The following is a 24,163-nucleotide window of genomic DNA, read 5'->3' on the forward strand; positions in this document are numbered from 1 at the left end:
TTGAAATTGAACAAATTTGTTTGTAGTTAGGGAGTCTTGCCAAGTGTTAAAACGTTTAACGATTACGTTGCTTTGCGCTGCAAGTTTATCGGGATGTGCGAGTTTTATTTCTGGTGGTACGGGCACGTCGCCAGTTGGAACAAATAGTGGTGAACGTAGTCTGGGGCAGATTTTTATTGATTCTTCAATCAAGCGTACTGCAAATATCAATTTATATAAGTTAGATCACCGTTTTAAACAGTCACGTATCAACATTGAAAGTTTTCACAGCAATGTTTTATTGACAGGGCAGGTTCCTGATCCATATTTGAAACAGTTGGCTGAAGATAACTTACGTTCAATGTCGGATGTCAAAGCAGTACACAACTATATTACCGTGGGTGATAAAGTCGGATATAACACCATCATGCAAGATGCGACGGTTACTGCCAATACTCGTGGCCTGTTAATGAAAGCCCCGGTAGTGTCGGATAGCAAAGTGCTGGTACATACCGAGAATGGTGTGCTTTATGTGATGGGACGTTTAAATACAGCTGAATCACGAGATTTGGATGACGTCTTACAAAAAGTTGGAAATGTGACTAAAATTGTGACGCTCATTGACAATGTGGACCAGCCTTCAGGTACTGTCGCCAGTTCAACAGCAGCAACACCAATGGTGGATACTGCGACGACACAGCCTTTAGTTGAGACACCTGTTGCAATTGATCCAGACCAGGCGGACCCTGCGACCATTACTCCAACTAATCCTTAATTTATGAAGCAACTCATCCAACAAGTACAAGAAAATGTCATCAAGGCGAAAACATTCTATCAGGAGTTTCGCCTTTATGATTTTGCCAGTTATTCGATTAACTATTTAACGCCGAAAGATACGTTTGAAAAACACGAGCATTTGGCCTATGGGCTCAAGTCAAGACAGCGGCTGGATTTGTATCGGACCAAAACCCCGAAAAAGCAAAGACCACTGATTGTCTTTGTGCATGGTGGTTCGTGGCAGCATGGCAATAAGCGTGATTATTTATTTGTGGGTGAAAGTTTTGCCAGAGAGGGCTATGATGTTGCGGTGATCAATTATCATCTTGCTCCAGCCCATATCTTTCCAACCTTTATTGATGACATTGCGCAAGCAATTCACTACCTGAGCCAGAATCAGGACAAGCTGAATATTTCTACCGATAATATCATTTTGATGGGGCACTCGGCGGGCGCTTTTAATGTGATGTCTGTGGTGTATTCTGCTTACTCACAAAACTTTAAATATAAAGATAAGATCCGTGCAATTGTCGGCATGGCTGGTCCTTATCATTTCGACTATAAGGGCGATCCACTGGCAGAGCATGCTTTTGATCAGAAAGTTTCTTATCAGCAAGTTATGCCTTATTACTTTATTGAGCCGAACCAGATTAAACATTATTTATTGATGGCTGAACAGGATCAACTGGTGGCGAAGGAAAATAGCTTTGATCTGGATAAGGCGCTAAGAGCGAAGGGTAATCATAGTCATATCGCCGTGATTCCAAAGACAGGTCATATCACGATAGTGGCGACGCTGGCGAGCTTGATGAGCCATTATTTCAAGACCAAGCGGACTATCCTGCATTTTCTGGATGAGGCATTGGAGCCTTAAAACAGGACTCATCTGATCAATCCATAAGATATTCAAGGCAGATTACTGAAACTCAGTGATCTGCCTTTATTTTTTCGTGTAATTGCATGGCATCCAGAATGAGATGAATCCCTGTGTGTGGATCAATGTTCAGCGCTGTGCAGTACCAGACATATTCCACCACATCCAGCCGCCGTTCTCCTTGCTCCACTTTTTGTACATATGAATGTGGCTTAGCCATGCGTGAGGCCAGTTCACGCATGGTCAATTGTTGAATTGTGCGCTGCTGTTTAAGCCAATGGCACAAAATGTTCATTTCATCGGTATGAATACTACTTGTCATTGTACCTATTTATGGTAAATTAACTCAATTACCCAAAATAGGTACAAAGTTGGTGTCGGATTGAGCATAAAAAAATCTGAAGTTGCGACATAGATCAATAAAAATTTACACAGGTTGAGGGGGATTGAATGTTAGGCAGTCGCTATAAAAAATCGCCATTCCAGCGAGTTTTCTTGGAGGGCAAAGGGAGTGCGAAAACAGGAGCAATGGTATGGCGGACATGAATTGCAACAATGATATACAACATTGGGCCAAAGCGTTGCTAAAAGAGAAGTCTCCCCCGAAGCTGTTGTCTTTAGCGCCGCAATTGCTGGATCCTGAGATATTTCCCCCAGAAGTCGTGCCTGCAACATTGGCAAATCTATTTCATTTTTTGATCCGTAATAAAAAAGGACAATGTGAAGCTAGACTAGTGCCAGTCATTCAGAGCCTGTTTAAGCACTATCCTGACGCACAGCAGAAGCTGGTTCAACGCATACTTCAGTCAAGTTCCAGCATGCGATTGCAACATATTGGCCCGCAATTATTGAGTATTTCACATCTCCTCGATCAGCAGACGCATTGCTGGTTAATTCAGCAGACCCTGAGTCTGATGTTTTTCCAACAATGGTCAGATGAACAGGTGCGTGATGTGCTGAAGCATTTGTCACAAGCATTACAGATTGATTCAGCACACATGCAGCAGATTATTGCTGGAATGAAGGGCATCCATTGATTAGGCAATGTGTATGGACTAGAACCTGATCAAAGCCATTAGGCCACGGTTTTACTTTTGATCATTTGCATGATCATGTTATGCGCAATACTGCCTTTGAATGGAATTTCTGGTAGCTGATCGAATTTAAAGAATTGTGCATCACTGATTTCTTCAAGCTGCAGCTGGATATCACCCGATTCATATTCGGCATGGAAGGCAATCATCAGGTTGCTTGGAAATGGCCAAGGCTGGCTCGACATATAGCGAATATTTTTCAGTTTCAGTCCGACTTCTTCAAAAGCTTCGCGTTGTACCGCTTCTTCCAAGGTTTCGCCGACCTCAACAAAGCCTGCGATCAGTCCATACATATTGCTTTTATTGTGCGCTGATTTAGCCAGCAGCACTTCATTGTCACCTTTGGTGATAATCGTGATGATACATGGCTGAACACGCGGATATTGATGATAAGCGCAAGCAGGACAGACCATGGCATATTCTTTAGCATGTACTTCGGTTGCATGACCACAGTGGCTACAGAACTTGTGGTTGCGTCGCCATTCCAGCAATTGAACGGCGCGGCTGGCTTGCAAAAAATCACTGCTTGACCAGCTTTGAATGAGTTCCCGAATTGGAATCAGTTGATAGCCTTCTGGAATGGCTTCATCTTCCAAAAGATCACGTGCGATGACTTGATCGTTCTGGTGGATGGGTAGGTCACTTGCCAACTTTTCAACCTTAGGCAGTTGAAAGTTTTCGTCTACTAAAAGTTTCTGGTGTTGAAAAATATAAGCAAGTGATAGTTGAGTCATTATGCGGCTTTAGATTGTAATTGCTGACTGTTTGATAATGCCACATCAAACATAGATTGCAAGACGGGTTGCTTGTTCTTCAGGTTATCCACCAGTAAATCCAAACCTGCAACAACATTTAAGATACAATTAATTTCTTCCGCAGAGAAGGTCTGATTTTGTACCAGACGATGCTGGGCAAATTGTGCGGCACCGATTAAGGCATTTTGCTGTGCCGAACTTCCAAGGAACAGGGCAGCACCCGCAAGCTCTTTCAAATAGCCTGGCAAAGCCTCTAGACTATGGGAGGCCGGGTCTTGAACATACAGGCTTAACGTTTGTGTCAAGGTTTCCACCAGTGTTTTGGTTTCAGTCAATAAGGCCTGATGCGCTTCATCTAAACGATCCAGCGAGATCTGCATATTATTGACTCGTAACTGTAAACGGCTTGAGGTGTAATTCCGTTCCAGAATCCCAATCGAGTTCATCGATGCCAGGATGCTGTTCATGAGCTGCTGCACTGAAGTTGCATCGGTCAAGGTATTTGGCAAACTCAGTTTTTCCGCCTGCTGGGTTAATTCTCTTGCGGCTTCGTTGAGATTCAATACCTTGAAAACATTGCAAAGCTGCTTCAGCTTTTGCTGAATTTCCTGCGTCTTTTCAGGCGACATATTCTGATGGTTGTATTCAATTTCGTTACGGATTTGCACCATCTCATTGGTCATTAACTGGCTAATGGTATGCACCGTTTCATAGTCAGGACCATATAAATGACGGCTTAGCACCTGAAGCTGGGTATCGCTGAGTAACTCATCACCAATATTCAACTGTTCGCGAATATGTTCAGAAACTTCATCCTCCTGACTGATACAGATACATAAAATGTCTGCCAGATCAGCAATGCTATTTTTGAAAGCATGGGGTTGTGCCAGAAATTTACCGATATTGGTTTCGATCTGGATGAGGGTACGTAAACGAGCTTCGGTAATCGAAAGTTCGTCAATGTGGCCCAAGCCAACATTCACCAGTTGCCAGTATTGCTGGCTAGGTTGGCCCGATGCTAAACCAGCAAGATAAACACCCACTAATTTAATGCCTTGCAGGTCAAGTGCTGTTTCAGATTGTTTGATCAGTTTGTTCAGACAAAGCTTATATAATTGATGAATATATTGTGATTGCTCCAGCGTAGGCGTCTGCGGCAAATTAAAACTTGGGGTAATCAATTCCAGCAATGGCTGAACGGTCTGACCTTCTTTGGTGAGCGGTTTACCTAATGCTTTTTCTAAACGGTTGAGGGTATCTAGCAGGAACTGAGGCACTTTCACTTCGCGTAGGCAGATAAACTCAATATAGCGCTTGAGCATGGTGGTGCCTTCACTGAGGGCAACCACATCACAGGTCTGAACCTGTTGCGGTTGAGCCATGATTTTACGCATCAGCTCAGCAGAATATTGAGTAATCTGTGATAAGTGAGGCATATCAATCAGAGCAAGTACTTGAGTACATTGTTCAAACTGGTTGAGCGCATCATCAATCCCGAAGGGTAAGGCCTGTTCTTCGGCAAGGGTATTGACGGCTGTTTCTACCAGTTTAATCGAATTATCGATCTCATTTTTTATTATTAATAATGCCGTTGGGTCGAAGTGAATCGAGGTTTGGTAAGACATATGACCTACACCTTTCCTGAGTTGTTATATCCATGGGCCTTCTGAAAAAGAAGGCCTGATTCTTTAAGAGTTAATATAACGTAAGTTTTAAAACTTGAAATACAAAAAGTTACATTGAGCAGTAAATTTATTTTGCGAAAAGGCAAGGCTCTCCATGTTTTTGTTCGAATTGTTTGACCCAGGTCTCATGTTCATTTAATTCATGTTCAGAAGGCTCGATCACAGGTAAATCGACTTCTACGCGTTGACGTGTGGTTTTATTCTGATTTTGTTCGGTCTGCGAGAGGGCATCCATGTCAAAAGAGACCTGCCCACCGGTCATGGCAAGATACACATCTGCCAGAATCTCTGCATCGAGTAACGCGCCGTGGAAGGTACGATCGCGTGCAGGAATTTCATAACGGCGTACCAATGCATCCAGTGAGTTTTTCTGACCGGGATGCTTGTTTTTGGCCATTGCCAAGGTATCGGTGACGTCGCAAACCTCTGAAAGTGCAGGTAATCCTGTGCGTTTGAACTCCATATCCAGGAAGTTCATATCGAAGGTGGCGTTATGCGCAATGATTTCAGCGCCCTTCAGGTAAGCAAATAAAACATCGGCAATTTCGGCGTATTTCGGCTTATCCTTCAGAAAGTCATCGCTGATACCGTGGACATTTTCAGAGTCACCAACCGGTTTTTCCGGATTGATATAAATATGAATCGAGCTACCGGTCAGTTTACGGTTGATCATCTCAATCGCACCCACCTCGATAATCCGGTCGCCATCCTGAAAGTAAAAACCGGTAGTCTCGGTATCCAGAATCAGTTGACGGGGGCCTTGCAGCTTTAATTTTGCTTCAGTCACAACAATCTGTGGATGTTGACTGGAAACCGGTACCGAGAATGTCTCTTCTGAAGTTTCAATTTCATCTGGAACATTATTTTCAGTTTCTTCGATCATCTCAACATCATCCGCTTCTGCATCCATATCCAAGCCAAAAGGATCATTTAAGAGCCAGTCAGCTTCAGGCTTTTTTGTATCAGCGTTAGCCTGTGTTGCATTTTTTAATTGTTGAGCCGTTTGTTCTGCACCTAAATTTGCCAGCTGGTCGGCCATTTCATTGCCTTCATGACCAGCATGTCCCTTGATCCAGTTCCACTCTATGTTTCGATTGGCACAGACAGCATCCAGTTTTTGCCATAAATCCGGATTTTTAACATCTTTCCAGTTTTTCTTTTTCCAGCCATGAATCCACTCGGTAATCCCTTGTTTGACATAGTTGGAATCTGTCCAGATAATCAGATGGGCATCTACAGGGCAAAAGGAAACGCCTTCAATTGCCGCTTGCAGTTCCATACGGTTATTGGTTGTTTCAGGTTCACCGCCACAAAGCTTGTGTTCGCCTTGTTCGGTAATGACATAAGCACCCCAACCACCGAGACCTGGGTTTCCTTTGCATGCGCCATCAACGTAAAGCGTGATTGTTTGTGACATATCTGAACCTGAACAATAAAATAAGCAGCGTGAAAAATTTGAGTTTTGGTCATCCGTAAAAGAAGTTCAATATTCAGTTGCGGATTTGACAACCTAACCAGAAGACAAGTGCTGACTTGAGTTCTGGTCATTTGAGAATTTTAGCATTCCCATGCGCGAAGGGATATTGTAAAGCCAAATTCTGTTTTTGAACGTTACAAAACTCATCTTTTTTAATTTCTTGTAACATTTCCATGCAAATCACGTTAAATTATTACCTTGTCTAAGTGACATGCTTTAATACAATGGCAAATCTAAAGTAAAACTAGCGTGAGTTGACTGGAAGTTTTTATGTATAAATCGGGCAAATTGATGTCGCAAACATCTGCAACATCATTATTCAAAATCACTGTACTCACTTCTGCTCTAGCCGCGTTGGGAATTACCACGGGTTGTTCTTCAACACCTCAATCAGGGAAAACCTCATCTTCTAAACAGGTGGGTTCAGGCTATCTGGACGCAAGCAGTTTAGATTCACTGGAAGACTTGCTTTCTGCAACCGATATGCGTGCTGTGGAAGGAGATCGTTTACTGGTGTTAAAACACGGTGATGTGTGGAAACGCATGACAGTCGGTTTCAAGATGGACCTGAATCATTGGGACTCCCGGATTGAAGCGCAACGTAGCTGGTTTATTTCACGTCAACCTTACCTAGACCGTTTGAGCGCCCGTGCCAGTCGTTATTTATATCACACGGTCAAAGAAGCTGAACGTCGCGGTATGCCGACCGAGTTGGCTTTACTTCCGATTATTGAAAGTTCTTACGATCCGGCAGCGACCAGTAGTGCTGCGGCTGCAGGTTTATGGCAGTTTATTCCCAGTACGGGACGTATTTATGGTTTGCAACAAACCAGCCTGTATGATGGTCGCCGTGATGTTGTAGAGTCAACCCGTGCTGCCTATGAGTTTTTTGGAAGCTTGTATAACCAGTTTGGTTCATGGGAGCTTGCACTTGCCGCATATAATGCTGGCCCTGGCCGTATTCAGCAGGCGATTAACCGTAACCGCGCAGCGGGCCTGCCAACTGATTACTGGTCCTTAAAACTGCCACAAGAAACCATGAACTATGTACCGCGTTTCTTGGCAGTTGCCCAAATTATTAAAAACCCGGGGGCCTATGGCGTGAGTTTACCGCCGATTGCCAACCGTCCTCACTTCCGTGAAGTGAGCTTGTCAGCACCACTCGAGTTAAACCAGATCGCTTCGATTACCGGTTTGAGTCGTGCCGAATTATATGCATTGAACCCGGGCTATCGTGGTGAAATGGTTGATCCAATGAGCCCGATGCGAATTTTAATTCCAGCAGATTTAAGCCCATCAATTGATGCCAAGCTACGTTCTGGTAAATCAAGTTCAGGTGGTTTCTGGGCAAGCAATAAGACACCACCACCCATGACAAATAATTCGTTGAATACTTCAACGACCATTCGTACCACAACCAACACGGCACAACCGGTGAGTCCATCGACCAAGACACCACCGAATTTAACAGCAAGTAATACAACGCGTACCACGACATCAACGATCCCAAAGACGAAAGTCAATACACCTCGAGGATCTGATGCGCTGGCTTCATTTGCAGCCGCGGCAGACGTGCCAAGTGCACCACGTATTCCCGTGGCAATTACACCTGCTGCAAATATCAAACCTGTGAAAACGGAGCCACCAATTTCTGTGCAAGAGCGTGAGCAAATCACGGCTGCAATCAAGGAAGAGGGTAAGAAGGAAACCGTTGCTCAAGCTTTAGAGCCACAAGCAACACAGGCTGAACGGGATCAGGTGGTTGCAGAAATTAAGGCAATTGCACCGAAAGGGACCGAGATTGTCGATCCGTTTGATGGCAAAATTAAGTTAACTGCGATTCAAACCAGCCAATCTGTTGCCGATGAGAAGGGTCAGGAAGTCAGTAAGGGCTTTGCTTATCCGAAAAATCTGGTTGAAGATCGTGCGACAGCAAATAGTGAAGACGCTAAACGTAACCAGGGCAAGCCCTATATCAAGACCGATACCGATGTCGTTGTAACTGCGCCGAAGGGTAAACGCAGTACCTATGTGGTACAACCAGGGGATACCTTGGCGGTTATTGCCCAGAAAAATGGTGTGAACTGGCGCGATATCGCACAATGGAACCAGATTGATCCAAATGGTACCTTGTTTGTTGGCGCAAGCTTGTATTTATACAATGCCAAACCCCAAGCTGAAGCACCTAAAGCAGCAGAGAAACCTGACAGCTATGTGGTTCAATCAGGCGATAGCTTAACCAATCTGGCTTCACGTTTTGATTTAAGCCTGAAGCAGCTTGCCGATTATAATAACCTGTCAGTGACGGATGGCTTATTCGTTGGACAACGACTTACGCTGATCGAGCCTAAGAATAATGTACGTACGACCCAGCAAAGCGCCCGTAATAACGAGACCAAAGCAACTGCAGCTGCCAAGGTCGCAACAAAATCTTATACGGTTAAGCGTGGCGAATATTTGAAACTGATTGCTGATCGTTATGCATTATCGAATCAGGAGCTGGCGTCTTTAACCTCTGGCTTAACTGCGGGCAGCAGTTTATTTGTGGGACAAAAAATCAATGTGCCCCTGCATGAAGTTTCACAAACAGAAGAAGCTGCTGAGCCTGCTAAAAACACTGTTAAATATGAAAATGTAACGGCATCGACCAGTTATAAAACTGAAAATTATACTGTGCAACGGGGCGACACCTTATCCAGTATTGCGACCAAGTCAAAAATCAGCTTGAGTGAACTGGCTGAACTTAATAATTTAAAGGCAAATAGCGGTGTCCGTTTAGGTCAAAGTTTAAAGATCCCAGCTGGTTCAACCGTGCCTGACCAGTATGTGGTCCAGTCAGGTGATAGCCTGAATGCGATTGCTGCTAAATATAACCTGCAATTGAGCTATGTGGCTGACCTGAATGGTCTGGAACGAACTGCGGGCGTACGTGTAGGTCAACGCTTGAAATTAACAGGCGATGTTCCTGCAAAAACAGCGACTGGCAGCAATACAAAGTCGAGAGAAGACAGCACGCCAGAAGTCTACACCGTCAAGTCGGGTGACACCTTAGGCAATATTGCCAACCGTTATAATTTACAGCTGGATTATGTGGCAGGCTTAAATGGTTTAACCCGTAGCAGTAACGTGCGTATCGGTCAACGCTTGAAACTCACGGGAGAAGCGCCTAAGGCTGAGGCAGCAAGCGTAGACACAGCGAAAACAGCACCTAAGGCCGTAGCACCAAGCCGCAATACCGAGCGTTATAGTGTAAAAGCAGGGGAATCGCTGAACAGTATTGCCAATCGCTTCGGTATGTCGGGTCGTGAGTTGGCCGATTTAAATAATCTGAAAGCCAATACCAGTCTGCAACGTGGCCAAAATATCTTGGTACCGAAAACCATTGCCGAGTACAAAGTTAAACGTGGTGATACGCTGATTGGTTTAGCAAGTCGTTATGGTATGGAAACCAATGCATTGGCAGAAATGAATGACTTAACCCCAAGTACTCAATTACGTATTGGTGATGTGATTAAAGTGCCTAGCCTGTAATTCAGCATGAATTTATTGCTTTGCATAAAAAGGCTTAGTCTATGGTATGGACTAAGCCTTTTTGCTCCGCTTTCATTTGCAGCCATCCACACCACACCCTATTTGGCCATGCATGTGCAGCCTAAATATGCCCAGCTCAAGGCAATGCCTTATGCCAATCCCAATGCGCCCAAAGGTGGAGTGTTGAGTCAATCCAGTCTGGGAACCTTTGATAATTTAAATAGCATGAATGGCAAGGGCAGTTCCACCGAAGGAGTGAATTACCTGTTTGATAGCCTGATGGATCGTTCGCTGGATGAACCTCGGGTGATGTATCCCTTACTGGCAGAAAAGGTCAGTTATGATCCGGATCATTTACAGTCGATCACCTTTCATCTAAATCCCAAAGCCCGTTTTAATAATGGGCAGCCGTTAACGGCAGAAGACGTCAAATTTACTTTTGACACCTACCAAACCAAAGCCAATCTTGGCTTTCAAATGTATTTGTCTGATCTGGCCAGAACGGACGTGCTGTCTCGGCATCAGGTGAAATTCATTTTTAAGTCCAAGAATAATGTCGAGATGCCCCTGATCGTGGCGAGCTTACCGATCTATTCAAAACAGGACTGGAAAAATAAAGATTTTAGCCGTGTCACGCTGCAACCCATAGTCGGTTCAGGGCCTTATATGGTGGAACGTATTGATGCCGGGCGTAGTATTACCTATAAACGCAGTCCAAACTATTGGGCCAAAGATTTACCGGTGAATAAAGGCCGTTATAATTTTGATCAATTGAAATACGTGTATTACCGAAATCTAGAGGTCAGTTTTGAAGGCTTTAAATCACGGCAATTTAATTTATACGAAGAAAAAAATATCCGGAATTGGGTCACCTCCTATCATTTCCCGGCTGCGAAAGCAGGCTTGGTCAAAAAATACAAAGCACGTTTAGCCACACCGCTTGATATTCAAAGTCTGGTATTTAATATCCGTCGCAAGCCTTTAAATGACATTCATCTACGTCAGGCATTGACCTATGCCTATGATTTTGAATGGCAGAATAAAGCGTTGTTTTTTAATCAAAATCAGCGCTTACAAAGTTATTTTGACAATACCGATCTGGCTGCCACAGGTCGCCCCGGTGCTGCGGAATTGAAAGTATTGCAGCCCTATCTGGCACAACTGAATCCGTTGATGCAACAAGGGGTATTGGCAGACTGGCGTTATCCGGTTTCCGATGCCAGTGGCTTTAACCGAAACAATTTATTGATCGCGCAAAAACTCTTAAAAGCTGCGGGTTATGGGATTCGTGATGGCAAATTATATGATCGCACCGGCAAAGCCATTCAAATTGAACTGTTGATGCAGCAGGAAAATCCGCAACGTGAGCTGATGCCTTTTGTACGGAACCTGAAAAGACTGGGGATTCAGGTTAATCTGAGACAGGTCGATGTTCCTCAGTACATGGAAAGGATTCGCCGTCAGGATTTTGATATGATGGTATTGAAATTGCCACAGACCTTAACGCCCGGTAAAGAACAGGCCCAATTCTGGGGGAGTGCTGCAGCAGATGAAGCGGGTAACTATAACTATTCAGGGATTAAAAATCCTGTCATTGATCAGATGATTGAAAAAATTGTCAGGGCCAAAACACGTGAAGAAGTTGTGCTCTATACCCGTGTGCTTGATCGTTTGTTACGTGCAGGTTATTACCAGATTCTGACCTATGGAAAACCTGAACGCTGGTTTGCCTATTGGGATATTTATCAGCAACCGTCAGTGAAGCCAAAGCTTTCTGTGGGATGGGAATATTGGTGGGTGGATGCAGAGAAGGCTAGGAAACAGGGGCAGTCTGCTCAAAAGCATTAATTAGCATGCTTTTGACTGGCGTTTGATGAAGTTGTTAGATTAATATGACGGTGTCTTATCGAGTTCTCATCTTAATTTGAGGATAAGCTTTCAGCTGGAGTGACTTTGGCTTCGCCTAATAACCAGCGACGCTGCAGAAGCAAGGCTTGTTGCGCTGCTATAATCGCAGCTCACCGCAAAACCTGTTTACTTATTGGACCTCTTTTATTATTTCGCAACAACATGATCTTGTTTAAACCACGCAGCTTGTGGATGACATTTCCGCGTATTTTATCTCATGTTAGATTTCATAAAAACTGAGTAAATTAATGAATAAGGGTTCGATTGCAATGGTTCACTATATTCTAAAAAGAATGTTGTTGATGATCCCGACATTATTTTTGATTTTATTGATTAATTTTTTGATTGTACAAATTGCGCCTGGCGGGCCGGTTGAACAGGCGATTCAGCAAATTCAAAATGCGCAAGGTTTAGGCGCTGGAGTAGGTGGACAGACGAGTTTGGCGAATCTGGCACAATATCAGGGTGCACGGGGTTTAAGCCCTGAAATGATCGAAAAGATTAAAGCCCAGTATGGCTTTGATCGTCCTGTTGCAGAACGCTTCTGGCTGATGCTGAAGGGCTATATGCATCTGGATTTTGGCACCAGTTTTTTTAAAGATAAACCTGTCACGCAACTGCTCTATGAAAAGCTGCCTGTGACCTTGTCTTTGGGATTGTGGAGTACTTTCCTGATCTATCTGATTGCCATTCCACTCGGGATTAAAAAAGCAAAAAATAATGGCTTGCTGTTTGATCAATCCACATCGTTATTATTGGCGGTCAGTTATGCCATTCCATCATTTGTTTTTGCCATTTTATTGATTGTTTTTTTTGCAGGTGGCAGTTATTTGCAATGGTTTCCATTGCAAGGGCTGGTGTCTGAAAATTTCTCCCAGTTAAGCTTGCTGGCAAAAATAAAAGATTATCTGTGGCACATGTGTTTACCGATTCTGAGTATGCTGCTTGGCAGTTTTGCCGCACGGACTTACCTGACAAAATATGCATTTGTAGAAGAGCTGAACAAGCCTTATGTATTAACGGCCCGAGCCAAAGGCTTAAGCGAAAACCAGGTGTTGTATGGACATGTATTTCGTAATGCAATTCTGATTGTGGTTGCTGCTTTGCCAGAAACGCTGGTGGGTATTTTCTTTGTCGGTAATTTATTTATCGAGATCATTTTTAATCTGGATGGGATTGGTTTATTAGGCTTTGAGGCAATTACCCAACGTGATTATCCGGTTATTTTTGGCACTTTATTTTTATTTACCCTATTCGGCATGCTTTTACGTTTACTGGGTGATTTACTTTATCAGCTCATTGATCCGCGAATTGATTTTGAATCAAGAGGTGGACAATGATATCACCGTTGATGCAAGCGCGATTTGAACGCTTTCGGCAAAATAAGCTGGGCTTTCGGTGCCTGATGCTGTTCTTGATTATTTTCGGACTGTCTTTGCTGGCAGAACTAATTGCCAATGATAAACCTTTGCTGGTGCGTTATGAGCAGTCATTTTATTTTCCGATTCTGAAAGATTATCCGGAAACCACCTTTGGTGGGGAGTTTGAAACAGCTACGGATTATCAAGACCCTGTGGTACAGCAGTTGATACAGGCGCAGGGCTGGATGATTTCTCCACCGGTGGCTTTTTCCTATCAATCCCCGAATCTTTCCCTTGCTGTACCTGTACCTTCTGCCCCAAGCGCACAGAACTGGCTGGGCACCGATGATCAGGGACGGGATGTATTTGCCCGAATCCTGTACGGTCTGCGGATTTCGTTGCTGTTTGGATTCGCACTCACACTCTGTTCTGCGGTGGTCGGGATGATGGTAGGGGCAATACAGGGTTACTATGGTGGCTGGGTTGACTTGATTGGACAACGCATTCTGGAAGTGTGGGGTGGCTTACCGATGCTTTTCATCGTGATGATTCTGGTCAGTATGTTTAGTCCGAGTGTGTATTGGCTGTTTGTGATCATGCTGCTGTTTGGCTGGACCGAGCTTGTGGGGTTGGTACGTGCCGAATTTCTACGTGCCCGCAATCTGGATTATGTTCGTGCAGCGCAAGCCTTGGGTGTCAGTCAGCATAAGATTATTTTTAAACACATTTTACCTAATGCGATGAGTTCTAGCCTGTCACAAATTCCCTTTATGCTCACGGCCAATATTATTGCCTTAACTGCACTGGATTTTTTGGGCTATGGCTTGCCACCGGATGCGGCTTCGCTCGGCGAACTATTATTACAAGGGAAAAATAATCTGGATGCACCATGGCTGGTGTTGTCGGGCTTTTTTAGCTTGGCGATGGTTTTGTCTTTGCTGATTTATATTGGGGAGGCGGCACGTGATGCATTTGACCCAAGACGATAATTTTCCTCTAAAGCAACCTTTACTCAACGTACAGCAGCTCAGTATTGGTCATGGTTCAGAAATGCTGCTTGAGCAGGTCAGTTTTGAAATTTACCCTACACAGACGCTTGCCATCGTGGGGGAAAGTGGTTCCGGTAAATCTATCACTGGGCTGGCATTGTTGGGGCTATTGCCGAAGACCCTGCAAGTGACAGGAGTCGTTCAATTTCAGGGTCAGGACATACTGAAATTGAGCCAACCGCAGTTGCAGCACATACGTGGCAAAAAAATTGCCATGATTTTTCAAGAGCCGATGACGGCATTGAATCCTTTACATACCGTGGAAAAAATGCTTGGGGAAAGCCTGTTTTTGAAGGGTGAGACAAAAGCTACGCTACGACTGCACACGCTACGCTTATTACATGAGGTGGGGCTGCCGGAAGCAGAACACATTTTAAAGCGTTATCCTCATGAGTTGTCCGGCGGCCAACGTCAGCGTGTGATGATTGCCATGGCTTTAGCTTTAGAGCCCGAGATATTAATTGCAGATGAGCCGACCACAGCTTTAGATGTGGTGTTACAGGCACAGGTCTTGAGCTTATTAAAAAAACTACAGCAACAACGTCAGATGGCAATGATTTTGATTAGCCATGATCTTAGTCTGGTTCAGCAATATGCAGATCATGTGCTGGTGCTGAATCAAGGGCGTGTAGAAGAGCAGGGCCGCAGCACGGAAATCTTTAGCTGTCCTCAGACCGTCTATACACAAAATTTATTGAATCACGATTTTGGGCAAGCTTTGACCTTGCAAGCGACAGAGCCTGTGCTTGAACTCAAACAGGTCACAGTAAAATATCCATTAAAACGAGGTGTATTGAACCGGATTCAGTCTTATAAGATTGCCGTTGAATCCATCAGTTTCAGGCTCATGCAAGGTGAGGCGCTAGGCATTGTCGGGGAAAGCGGTTCAGGCAAATCCTCAATCGCCTTGGCAATCGCCCGTTTACTTGCTAGTACAGGTGAAATCAGTTTTCAGAGCCAAGACCTGAATCAGCTTAACCAGAAACAGCTTCGACCGGTTCGTCGTGACTTGCAAATTGTATTTCAGGATCCTTTGAGTAGTTTAAATCCGCGAATGACGGTTGAGCAGAGTATTGCCGAAGGACTTGAATTACAGTCCATGTCCCCACAACAATGCGCTGTAAAAATTGCAGAAGTTTTGCTCAAGGTTGAATTATCGCCAGAGGATAAACACAAATATCCACATCAGCTTTCAGGCGGGCAACGACAAAGGGTCGCACTGGCACGTGCGCTGGTGGTACAGCCGAAACTGATTATTCTGGATGAACCTACTTCAGCGCTGGATCGATTTACCCAGCTTGCCATCATTCAGTTATTACGGCGTTTGCAACAGCAAGAGCAGATCAGTTATGTGTTCATTAGTCATGACTTGCAAGTCATAAAAGCCTTGTGTCAGCAAGTGCTGGTGATGCATGCAGGGAAAGCCTTGGAATATCAGGCAGCCGAGACGTTATTTGCCCAACCTCAAACTGAATACACCCGTCAGCTCATTGCTGCTAGCCGATATGAGTATTGTAAATAAACTGACATGTGGTATTGTCAATTTATTGGAACAGCTATTGACAGCCATAATAATCAGATTAAATTAGAGCAAACACTCTAATTAAAGCAGAGGATGACCATGAGTCAGATTGCAGACAGTATCCAGATACGCAATACCACATTTAAGAACCGCATCATTAAAGGGGCAATGAGTGAAGCGCTTGCCAATGATGCAGGACAACCAAATGATGTGCTGATTGGATTATATGAAGCCTGGGCGAAAGGTGGTTTAGGCTGTGCCATTACAGGCAATGTGATGGTCAATATCGGGGCCAAGAATGAACCGGGTGTAGTGGCAATTGAAAGTGAACGTGATCTGGAAAAGTTAAAGCAATGGGCTGCCGTGGGGAAAAAACACGGGATGGTGCAATTGATTCAACTGTCACATCCAGGTCGCCAGTGTCCTAAAGGTTTAAATAAAGAAACGGTTGCACCTTCTGCAGTGCCTTTTAGTCCGGTATTGGCAACTATGTTTGGCACGCCACGTGAGCTGACGCATGCAGAAATTCTGGATATTATCCAGCGATTTGCAACTGCTGCTGCGGTGTGTGAAAAGGCAGGTTTTGAAGGGGTACAGTTCCATGGTGCACATGGTTATTTGATCAGCCAGTTTTTATCACCTTTAACCAATAAACGTACTGATCAATGGGGTGGTTCCATTGAGAACCGGATGCGTTTCTTGCTGGAAATCTACACGGCCGTACGTGCAGTCACTTCTGAAAACTTCATCATTTCAGTTAAATTAAATTCCGCTGATTTCCAGCGTGGTGGAATTACCGAAGAAGATGTAATTACCGTATTTAAGGCAATTGATGCAGCTGGTGTTGATATCATTGAAATCTCTGGCGGTACCTATGAAGCGCCTGCGATGGCGGGTGCAAAAGCGGAAAAACGCAAAGCCAGCACCATTGCCCGCGAAGCCTATTTCTTGGAATTTGCCGAAAAGATCCGTCAGCATGTGTCATGTAAGCTGATGGTAACTGGTGGTTTCCGAACTGTGGAAGGAATGAATGCGGCTTTGGCCAGTGGCGCATGTGATTTTATTGGAATTGCGCGTCCATTGGCGGTTGAAGTTGATTTACCTGAACGTTTAATCGCAGGACATAATGTCCGTTATGCGGTGAATCAGATTAAAACTGGAATTCCATTTGTCGATAAAATGGCCATCATGGAAATCATCTGGTATGCAGCGCAATTTAAGGCGATTGGGCAAGGCAAAAAACCAAATCCAAAACTATCGCCGCTATTGGTCTTCTTGAATTATGCCAAAGGAAATATCAAGGCGGTGGTCAAAGGGCGTGTCAATTCGCGTAAGTCAGCGTAATTTATGTGAGGGCTCTTCGGAGTCCTTTTTATTGGGGTAATAAAAAAGCCACTGTCTTAAGGTGCAGTGGCTTTTTCAAATTTGGCGTCCCTACGGGGATTCGAACCCCGGTTACCGCCGTGAAAGGGCGATGTCCTAGGCCTCTAGACGATAGGGACTTCTTGAGGTGGGTGTATATTAGGGCTCTGTCACCAAAGTGTCAAGAAGGTGAGGAGACAGTTTGTTCAAAATATAGCAAAACAGTTCAGCCGTTTTCTGGGTATCGTATAATGCGGAATGCGCTTCTTTACCATCAAACTCGATTCCAGCCTGAATACAGGCACGTGCCAACACGGTTTGTCCGAACATCACCGCGCTTAGCGTCACCGTATCAAAGACTGAAAAGCTATGGAACGGATTCTGGTTCTTCGTTCCTGAGCGTGCAATCGCAGCTTGTAGGAAACCTAAATCGAAGTGTGCATTATGACCCACCAACACGGCATGAGTACAATGTTGCGCTTTGCGGACTTCATTTAAAGATTTGAAAATACGGCGTAAAGCAGTACGTTCATCTTCAGCCATGGCGATACGCATTGGGTTAGAAGGATCAATGCCAATGAAATCGAGTGAGCGGCGATCGAGATTGGCACCTTCGAACGGATTGATATGCGCTTGAAACGATGGGCCCGGTACAAATTGACCGTTTTCATCGTAAACAATTGGAATACACGCGATTTCAAGCAGTGCATCGGTTTGTGAGTTAAAACCTGCTGTTTCGACATCAACCACAACAGGCAAAAATCCACGAAAACGCTGACCAATTACAGGCGCTTTGTTTTCTTCTTGTGTCACACTTTTCTCCATTGCAGCGTTTTGCCTGCATGAAGTGGAATAATTTTTTGATTTTCAAGATAATCAAAAGACTCGGCAACCGTATTTTCTTCTTTCACCAAGGTGATGGTTGAAGTATTACGTGGTAAACCATAGAAATCAGCACCGAACATGCTGGCAAAACCTTCCAGACGTTCCAGCTTGCCGACCTGGTCAAATGCCTGTGCATACAGCTCAATGGCATTGGGTGCGCTATAGCAGCCTGCACAGCCACATGCATTTTCTTTGGCATTTTGCGCATGCGGTGCGCTGTCTGTACCGAGGAAGAATTTTGGATTACCGCTGGTCGCCACTTCTAATAACGTGGTTTGGTGTATTTGACGTTTTAAAATTGGCAAACAGTAGAAGTGCGGTTTAACACCGCCAACTAACATGTCATTACGGTTAAACAGTAAATGTTGCGGGGTAATTGTTGCAGCAACATTACGATCCTGTTCAAGCACAAAATTAGCCGCATCGCTTGTTGTAATATGTTCTAGCACGACTTTTAATTGCGGGAATTGCTTGAGCAGTGGTGACAGGACTTCATCTAGAAATCTTTTTTCACGATCAAAAATATCGACGTGATTATGTGTTACTTCCCCATGTAGCAATAAAGGAACCTGATGTTCCTCAAGTTGTTCAATCACGCCATATACCTTACGGATATCACTGACACCATTATCCGAGTTGGTCGTTGCACCGGCAGGATAGAGCTTGATTGCATTGACGAATTCTGATTCTTTGATTTTACGAACTTCATCCGGAGAGGTGTGATCGGTAAAATAAAGTACCATGCGTGGATCAAAATTCAGGCCTTCTGGTACATGAGCCAGAATACGCTCACGGTATGCCAAAGCTTCTTCGACCGTTTTAACAGGTGGAACAAGATTCGGCATACAAATTGCGCGGGCAAATTGTTTGGCTAAATCAGGGACAGTACGTTTTAAAGCTAAACCATCACGCAGGTGTGCGTGCCAATCATCGGGTTGCAAGAGTGTAAGAGTATTCAAGGTCTACTTCAAACTTAAAAATAATACAAATAATAATGCATAAACCGTGAAAATGGTAACTACAATTACGGATAAGTGGTTAAGCAAAGCACATGACAAAATGAGAAATTGTGTTATTTTTATGCGGCACAAGAACAGTGCATTATAAAAAGAGTCGTCGGGATGGATAAGCAATATGATCTTGATCAATTAAGGAGGTCAAAAGAAGATCTAGAGCAGCTTGTTGCCCAACATGTCCAGTCCAAAAATGCCCATCAAACTTTACCCCCAAATCTGGAAAATGAATTCTGGAACTTTAATATCGACCGGACCCGGATAAATGCCATTCAATTTTTCGGTCAGGGTGTTATTACCTATACGATTTTCGTGTTGCTGATTTTACCCACCAATTTCATTGTAATTCGCAACAGTGAAAATTTTGTTCTGGATTTCATTTATAGCATCCTCAGCCTGATTGTAGTCGGTACAGCGCTGTTCCTGTTCTGGGCCGTATCCCGTTTTAAACAACTAAGTGCCTTATTCTATCCGGCTGTTTGTGTGATTGTTTTTCTGACTATCGTATTGACCTCATTGTTAATGATGAGTGTCTCCAATGTGGTTTTGCAAAATCAGGCTATGGTGCTGGTGGCATTCCTGTACATGTTAGGCTTTATCCTGAGTGGCATTCGACCGGTACATATGTTGTGGATTGGTGCTTTCGCGGCCTTGAGCATTGTTTTATTTCTATATGTATTGAGTATTCCTTGTGATTTTCTCATGATCGGCAGGACTCTAATTGGCAGTTTATTATTGGGTTTTTCAATTAGTGTGATGCTGACCTCTAAAGAGAGAAAAATCTTTATTAAGTCAAAAATTTCGGAAATTGATGAGCAGATTTTACGTCTGCAGGCCTCTGAACTGTTACATCTCAGTCAGCATGATGAACTGACCAATGTTTCAAACCGCCGTACTTTTGAGGAAATGTGCACTTATTATTATCAGCAGGCCTGTAAAGAACATACCGCCTTGTCGGTGCTGTTTATCGATATTGATTATTTTAAAAATTATAATGATTTTTATGGTCACCAAATGGGAGATCAGGTCATTTCCGAAATTGCAAAAACGATCAAAAGCTCAATTCGGCATATGGATTTTGTGGCCCGTTATGGTGGCGAAGAATTTGTGGTTCTACTCCCTGAAACGTCGGCTCAAGGGGCTTATGCGGTTGCAACCAATATCTACCGTGCAATTGATCGCTTAATGATTCCGCATCAAAGGTCAATGGTGTCTCATTTTGTGACCATCAGTTTGGGAATTACGGTATTTAATGGCAATGCCAAAATCAGTCAGGACGTGCTGATCCATACTGCCGATAAAGCATTATATCGAGCCAAGCAGCTTGGACGTAACCAGATCTATTATCAGCCTTTACCTCATGTAGAAGAAAATATTTAAGCAATAAAAAAACCGGATATCAAAACTGATAGCCGGTTTTTTAAGTTTAGAACAATTCTGAATTATTCCAAGAATTTTACAGTTACACCTGAACGTACTTTTGCACCCAGATCATTGGCATCCCAGTTGGTCAAACGGATACAACCGTGTGATGCTGTCTTAGAAATCAAAGACGGATTAGGCGTACCATGGATACCAAACGATTTCTTGCTTAAACCGATCCAGATATTACCGACAGGTGCATTAGGACCTGGGGGTAAAGAAAGCGGTTTAAGGTTCTTACCTTGTACAAAGTTTGAAGGAGAGTAGCTATACCAAGGGTTTTTCGCTACACCCACTACTTTATAGGTACCTGTCGGAGAAGGCGTATCAGTACTGCCAATTGTTGCAGGAAATGAGGCAATCATCCGGTTATTGCTGTTGAATAAATACAGTTGACGTGCGCCTTTGTGTGCCACGATCAAATGAATATCTTCAGGTAAATCATTGCGGACATTGGCCACAATAATTTTTTCACCCGGTTTTTTAAAGGTTGCTGTAGGATTCAGTTTTTTCAGGAACCCTTCATCCATATGGAATTTTTCACCCAGCATTTCTGTGACACGGGTGTAATACAAACCTTTCATTTTTGCTTGTAAGGCATAGTCTGACGGGATTGAATCCGCATAAGGGCCTTTAAAGTCAGCATCGGTCAGCGTGTATTCTACATAAGCTGGCTTGGTTTGCTTGGCAACGAGCGCATCCCATGTTTCTTTGGTCAGCTGACCTGTTGGGGTAATACCGTTCATTTGCTGGAATGAAGCGATGGCTTTTAAGGTATTTTTACCATTTGAACCATCAATAGCGCCAGGAGAAGCATGGGCATTGTTGAGCATGACATGTGCACGTGCATAGGCCGGAAGTTGTCCTTTCGGTAAACCTTCAGGCCATTCGGCATTATTCATACTGTCCAGTGTCCATGACACTTTAGCGGCAGGGGTAGCGGTAGTTGCTGTCGTTGAATCCGGTGTGTTTTCTAATTTTTGCGATACAGCAGAAGCAGCCCCAGTATTTACCTGTGGTTCTGATGCCGCTTGTGCGACAACACTCGAAGCAGGCTGGGCCGTAACACTTGAAGCTGGACGCTCGATAGCCAGAGGATCAATCGGATCTTGTACTGAACCAGCGATTTTTTTTGGATTTAATGGTTGCTCAGTTGTTGGGGCAGCGAAAGCAACATTAGCAAGAATACAACTTAAACTCATAGCGAGTAATGAGCGAACAAACATGTAATTCAACCTTATGAATTATTCATATTGAGATATAAGATATTGCAAGTATTACAGAAAATGAGCGCGCTTGCAGTAGCAGTTTTGTGTCAAAGCGAAAATTTATTTTAAGGCTGGATTTTTGTAGGGAATTCAAATTATAAATTCCAGTCTAACTTTGTTATCATGCGCGTTATATGAAAAAATTTAGAGATTGGTAATGACAACGTTGAAAAATGATCGTTTTTTACGAGCTTTATTACGTGAACCTGTAGACACCACGCCCGTATGGATGATGCGTCAAGCAGGACGTTATTTACCAGAATATCGGGAAACGCGTGCACAGGCAGGTGATTTTCTTTCTTTATGCAAAAATACTGATTTTGCTTGTGAAGTGACTTTACAGCCCCTACGCCGTTATGCGTTAGATGCGGCGATTCTATTCTCGGATATTTTAACGGTTCCCGATGCATTGGGATTAGGTCTGTATTTTGAAACTGGTGAAGGCCCAAAGTTTCATAAAACAGTACGTACTGAACAAGACGTTGCCAATCTACCTAAACTTAATGCCAAGTCAGATTTGGCCTATGTCATGAATGCGGTATCGACGATCCGATCTGCTTTAGGCGGTCAGGTACCATTAATCGGTTTTTCTGGCAGTCCTTGGACTTTAGCGACTTATATGATTGAAGGTGGCTCAAGTAAAGAGTTTCGTTTTACCAAGCATATGATGTATGCACAGCCAGAAGTCTTGCATGCGTTATTGGATCATCTGGCAGATTCAGTGATTGATTACCTCAATGCACAGATTGATGCGGGTGCTCAGGCGATCCAGATTTTTGACAGTTGGGGCGGTGCACTGGCGCATAGAGAATATGTTGAGTTCTCATTGAACTATATGACCAAAATCATTGCCGGATTGCAGCGAGAAAAAGATGGTCGCCGTATTCCGATTATTGTCTTTACCAAAGGTGGCGGGCAGTGGCTGGAAAATATGCTGACTACGGGTGCAGATGCATTTGGTCTGGACTGGACCACACCACTTTATACTGCACGTGAGGTTATTGCAGGACGTGCTGCCTTACAGGGTAACCTAGATCCAGCCGTGCTTTATGGTTCAGCCGCTTCAATTGAGAAATCGGTCAAAGCCATGCTGGATGATGCTTATGCCAATGGTGAGAAAACAGGTTATATCGCCAATCTGGGGCATGGTATTACCCAGTGGGTTGACCCGGCACGTCCGAAGATTTTTGTGGATACCGTACATGAATACAGCGCGAAATATTTAGGCTGATATTGAACAGACCTTTCAATCTTAAACACGCCAGGATCAGTTTCGTGCAGTTTATTGTATTACCACTCAGTTTTATCACTAAGGCAGCTTCGGCTGCCTTATTTGGGTTATTGTTGCTGATCGCATTTGCAGTCACAGCACCCATGGGAAGTCATGAGTACTGGGGCTTTTTTCGTTATGATTATTTGCTGTTTTATGCCTTGATCATTCAGCTTTGTCTGATCTACTTAAAGTTAGAATCTTGGGCAGAGGCGAAGGTTATTGCCTTGTTCCATATCATGGCCATGGGGATGGAGATATTCCTGACCCATCCTGCGATTGCCTCCTGGCAATATCCGCAACCGGCTATTTTAAAATTATGGACTGTGCCACTGTTTGCTGGATTCATGTATTCAGCCGTGGGCAGTTTTTTTGCTCGGTCATTACGGCTTTATCAAGTCTCTTTTGAATGTTTACCGCAATTTGGCAATATGCTGTGTCTGGCGGTTTTATCTTATTTAAACTTTATGACCAAGTTTTTTATTCCAGATATTCGGGGCGCTTTATTTATCTGGAGTGTTGTGATTTTCTGGAAGACCAAACTTTATTTTCAGTTGCAACACCATCGCTTTAAAGTACCGATGCTACCGATTTTACTCCTGTTGGCGTTTCTGATCTGGATTGCTGAAAACATTAGTACTTTCTATCAAATCTGGCTCTATCCAAGTCAGGTGGATGCATGGCATATGGTCGGTTGGGGCAAGTTAGGTTCCTGGTATTTATTATTATTACTGAGTCTGGTTTTGGTATTAAAGATTCTTGGTACCCGAGATAAACATGGGGCATGGCGCTTAAATTAAATCGTCAGGTGAATGACATGCTTGCCCCAGATATGAATATTTCAGATATATTTCAAAATTTAATTGCTAAAACAGACTAAGCTGGTTATTTTAAATCCTGTGTAAGCAGAATTACACAACACAATAGTGAT

19 protein-coding genes and 1 tRNA gene are annotated in these 24,163 nt (G+C 43.8%); 12 read left to right on the forward strand and 8 right to left on the reverse strand.

Features of this window, described 5'->3' with window-relative positions; all coding sequences use genetic code 11:
- The first annotated feature begins 43 nt into the window (after positions 1-43).
- Entirely contained in the window at positions 44-754 is a 711-nt protein-coding gene (locus ACNQO6_RS11045) for a BON domain-containing protein (RefSeq protein ID WP_343579995.1), read from the forward strand.
- A gap of 3 nt (positions 755-757) precedes the next feature.
- The gene (locus tag ACNQO6_RS11050; RefSeq protein WP_005288016.1) at positions 758-1,630 is read left to right on the forward strand and encodes an alpha/beta hydrolase; all 873 of its coding nucleotides are present in this window, start codon (positions 758-760) and stop codon (positions 1,628-1,630) included.
- A 52-nt stretch (positions 1,631-1,682) separates the two neighbouring features.
- On the opposite strand, the gene ACNQO6_RS11055 is transcribed toward ACNQO6_RS11050, so the two are convergent.
- Positions 1,683-1,952 carry a helix-turn-helix domain-containing protein gene (locus ACNQO6_RS11055; RefSeq protein ID WP_440208982.1) on the reverse strand — a complete coding sequence of 90 codons (270 nt, stop codon included), beginning with the start codon at positions 1,950-1,952 and terminating at the stop codon, positions 1,683-1,685.
- Positions 1,953-2,163: 211 nt separating this feature from the next.
- On the opposite strand from ACNQO6_RS11055, the gene ACNQO6_RS11060 reads away from it, so the two are divergent.
- On the forward strand, positions 2,164-2,667 hold the full coding sequence (locus ACNQO6_RS11060; RefSeq protein ID WP_440208983.1) for a hypothetical protein: 504 nt from the start codon (positions 2,164-2,166) through the stop codon (positions 2,665-2,667).
- Positions 2,668-2,705: 38 nt separating this feature from the next.
- Here the strand turns inward: ACNQO6_RS11060 and nudC are convergent, their stop codons facing one another.
- The 3 genes from nudC to dnaQ form a co-directional block, all read right to left on the reverse strand.
- Complete coding sequence (gene nudC / locus ACNQO6_RS11065; RefSeq protein ID WP_396513719.1) at positions 2,706-3,458, reverse strand: NAD(+) diphosphatase; 753 nt, start codon at positions 3,456-3,458, stop codon at positions 2,706-2,708.
- The gene (locus ACNQO6_RS11070) at positions 3,458-5,104 is read right to left on the reverse strand and encodes a chemotaxis protein (protein WP_440208984.1); all 1,647 of its coding nucleotides are present in this window, start codon (positions 5,102-5,104) and stop codon (positions 3,458-3,460) included. The genes nudC and ACNQO6_RS11070 overlap by 1 nt, the downstream gene beginning before the upstream one ends.
- A gap of 127 nt (positions 5,105-5,231) precedes the next feature.
- Positions 5,232-6,581, reverse strand: a complete 1,350-nt coding sequence (gene dnaQ, locus ACNQO6_RS11075) for a DNA polymerase III subunit epsilon (protein WP_440208985.1) — start codon at positions 6,579-6,581, stop codon at positions 5,232-5,234.
- A gap of 330 nt (positions 6,582-6,911) precedes the next feature.
- Here dnaQ and ACNQO6_RS11080 point away from each other — a divergent pair, with 330 nt between their 5' ends.
- The 6 genes from ACNQO6_RS11080 to ACNQO6_RS11105 all read left to right on the forward strand — a co-directional run bounded on the left by ACNQO6_RS11080 (position 6,912) and on the right by ACNQO6_RS11105 (position 17,356).
- A complete protein-coding gene (locus ACNQO6_RS11080) occupies positions 6,912-10,172 on the forward strand; it encodes a LysM peptidoglycan-binding domain-containing protein (RefSeq protein ID WP_440208986.1) in 3,261 nt (1,086 codons plus the stop codon).
- A gap of 6 nt (positions 10,173-10,178) precedes the next feature.
- On the forward strand, positions 10,179-12,020 hold the full coding sequence (locus ACNQO6_RS11085; RefSeq protein ID WP_440208987.1) for an extracellular solute-binding protein: 1,842 nt from the start codon (positions 10,179-10,181) through the stop codon (positions 12,018-12,020).
- Between the two features lie 329 nt (positions 12,021-12,349).
- Positions 12,350-13,420, forward strand: a complete 1,071-nt coding sequence (yejB, locus tag ACNQO6_RS11090; RefSeq protein WP_440209133.1) for a microcin C ABC transporter permease YejB — start codon at positions 12,350-12,352, stop codon at positions 13,418-13,420.
- A complete protein-coding gene (locus ACNQO6_RS11095) occupies positions 13,417-14,430 on the forward strand; it encodes an ABC transporter permease (RefSeq protein ID WP_440208988.1) in 1,014 nt (337 codons plus the stop codon). Before yejB ends, ACNQO6_RS11095 begins: the two co-directional genes overlap by 4 nt.
- Positions 14,408-16,012, forward strand: a complete 1,605-nt coding sequence (locus ACNQO6_RS11100; RefSeq protein WP_440209134.1) for an ABC transporter ATP-binding protein — start codon at positions 14,408-14,410, stop codon at positions 16,010-16,012. Before ACNQO6_RS11095 ends, ACNQO6_RS11100 begins: the two co-directional genes overlap by 23 nt.
- Before the next feature lie 99 nt (positions 16,013-16,111).
- Positions 16,112-17,356 carry an NADH:flavin oxidoreductase/NADH oxidase family protein gene (locus tag ACNQO6_RS11105; RefSeq protein ID WP_440208989.1) on the forward strand — a complete coding sequence of 415 codons (1,245 nt, stop codon included), beginning with the start codon at positions 16,112-16,114 and terminating at the stop codon, positions 17,354-17,356.
- A gap of 82 nt (positions 17,357-17,438) precedes the next feature.
- Here ACNQO6_RS11105 and ACNQO6_RS11110 read toward each other — a convergent pair.
- The 3 genes from ACNQO6_RS11110 to pyrC form a co-directional block, all read right to left on the reverse strand.
- Positions 17,439-17,514 (reverse strand) — tRNA-Glu (locus ACNQO6_RS11110).
- 19 nt (positions 17,515-17,533) lie between these two features.
- A complete protein-coding gene (gene rnt, locus ACNQO6_RS11115) occupies positions 17,534-18,199 on the reverse strand; it encodes a ribonuclease T (RefSeq protein ID WP_032871505.1) in 666 nt (221 codons plus the stop codon).
- On the reverse strand, positions 18,184-19,218 hold the full coding sequence (gene pyrC, locus ACNQO6_RS11120; protein ID WP_440208990.1) for a dihydroorotase: 1,035 nt from the start codon (positions 19,216-19,218) through the stop codon (positions 18,184-18,186). The genes rnt and pyrC overlap by 16 nt, the downstream gene beginning before the upstream one ends.
- 162 nt (positions 19,219-19,380) lie before the next feature.
- Between pyrC and ACNQO6_RS11125 the strand changes: the two genes are divergently transcribed.
- A complete protein-coding gene (locus ACNQO6_RS11125; protein ID WP_440208991.1) occupies positions 19,381-20,652 on the forward strand; it encodes a diguanylate cyclase in 1,272 nt (423 codons plus the stop codon).
- A 62-nt stretch (positions 20,653-20,714) separates the two neighbouring features.
- On the opposite strand, the gene ACNQO6_RS11130 is transcribed toward ACNQO6_RS11125, so the two are convergent.
- Positions 20,715-21,920: a L,D-transpeptidase family protein gene (locus ACNQO6_RS11130; protein WP_440208992.1), complete on the reverse strand. Its 1,206-nt coding sequence runs from the start codon at positions 21,918-21,920 to the stop codon at positions 20,715-20,717.
- A 199-nt stretch (positions 21,921-22,119) separates the two neighbouring features.
- On the opposite strand from ACNQO6_RS11130, the gene hemE reads away from it, so the two are divergent.
- Together hemE and ACNQO6_RS11140 are read left to right on the forward strand one after the other, a co-directional pair.
- Positions 22,120-23,193 carry a uroporphyrinogen decarboxylase gene (hemE, locus tag ACNQO6_RS11135; RefSeq protein ID WP_032866303.1) on the forward strand — a complete coding sequence of 358 codons (1,074 nt, stop codon included), beginning with the start codon at positions 22,120-22,122 and terminating at the stop codon, positions 23,191-23,193.
- 44 nt (positions 23,194-23,237) lie between these two features.
- On the forward strand, positions 23,238-24,032 hold the full coding sequence (locus tag ACNQO6_RS11140; protein ID WP_343578777.1) for a DUF817 family protein: 795 nt from the start codon (positions 23,238-23,240) through the stop codon (positions 24,030-24,032).
- The last annotated feature ends 131 nt before the right edge of the window (positions 24,033-24,163 follow it).

Source organism: Acinetobacter calcoaceticus, assembly GCF_051947995.1.
Lineage (GTDB): Bacteria > Pseudomonadota > Gammaproteobacteria > Pseudomonadales > Moraxellaceae > Acinetobacter.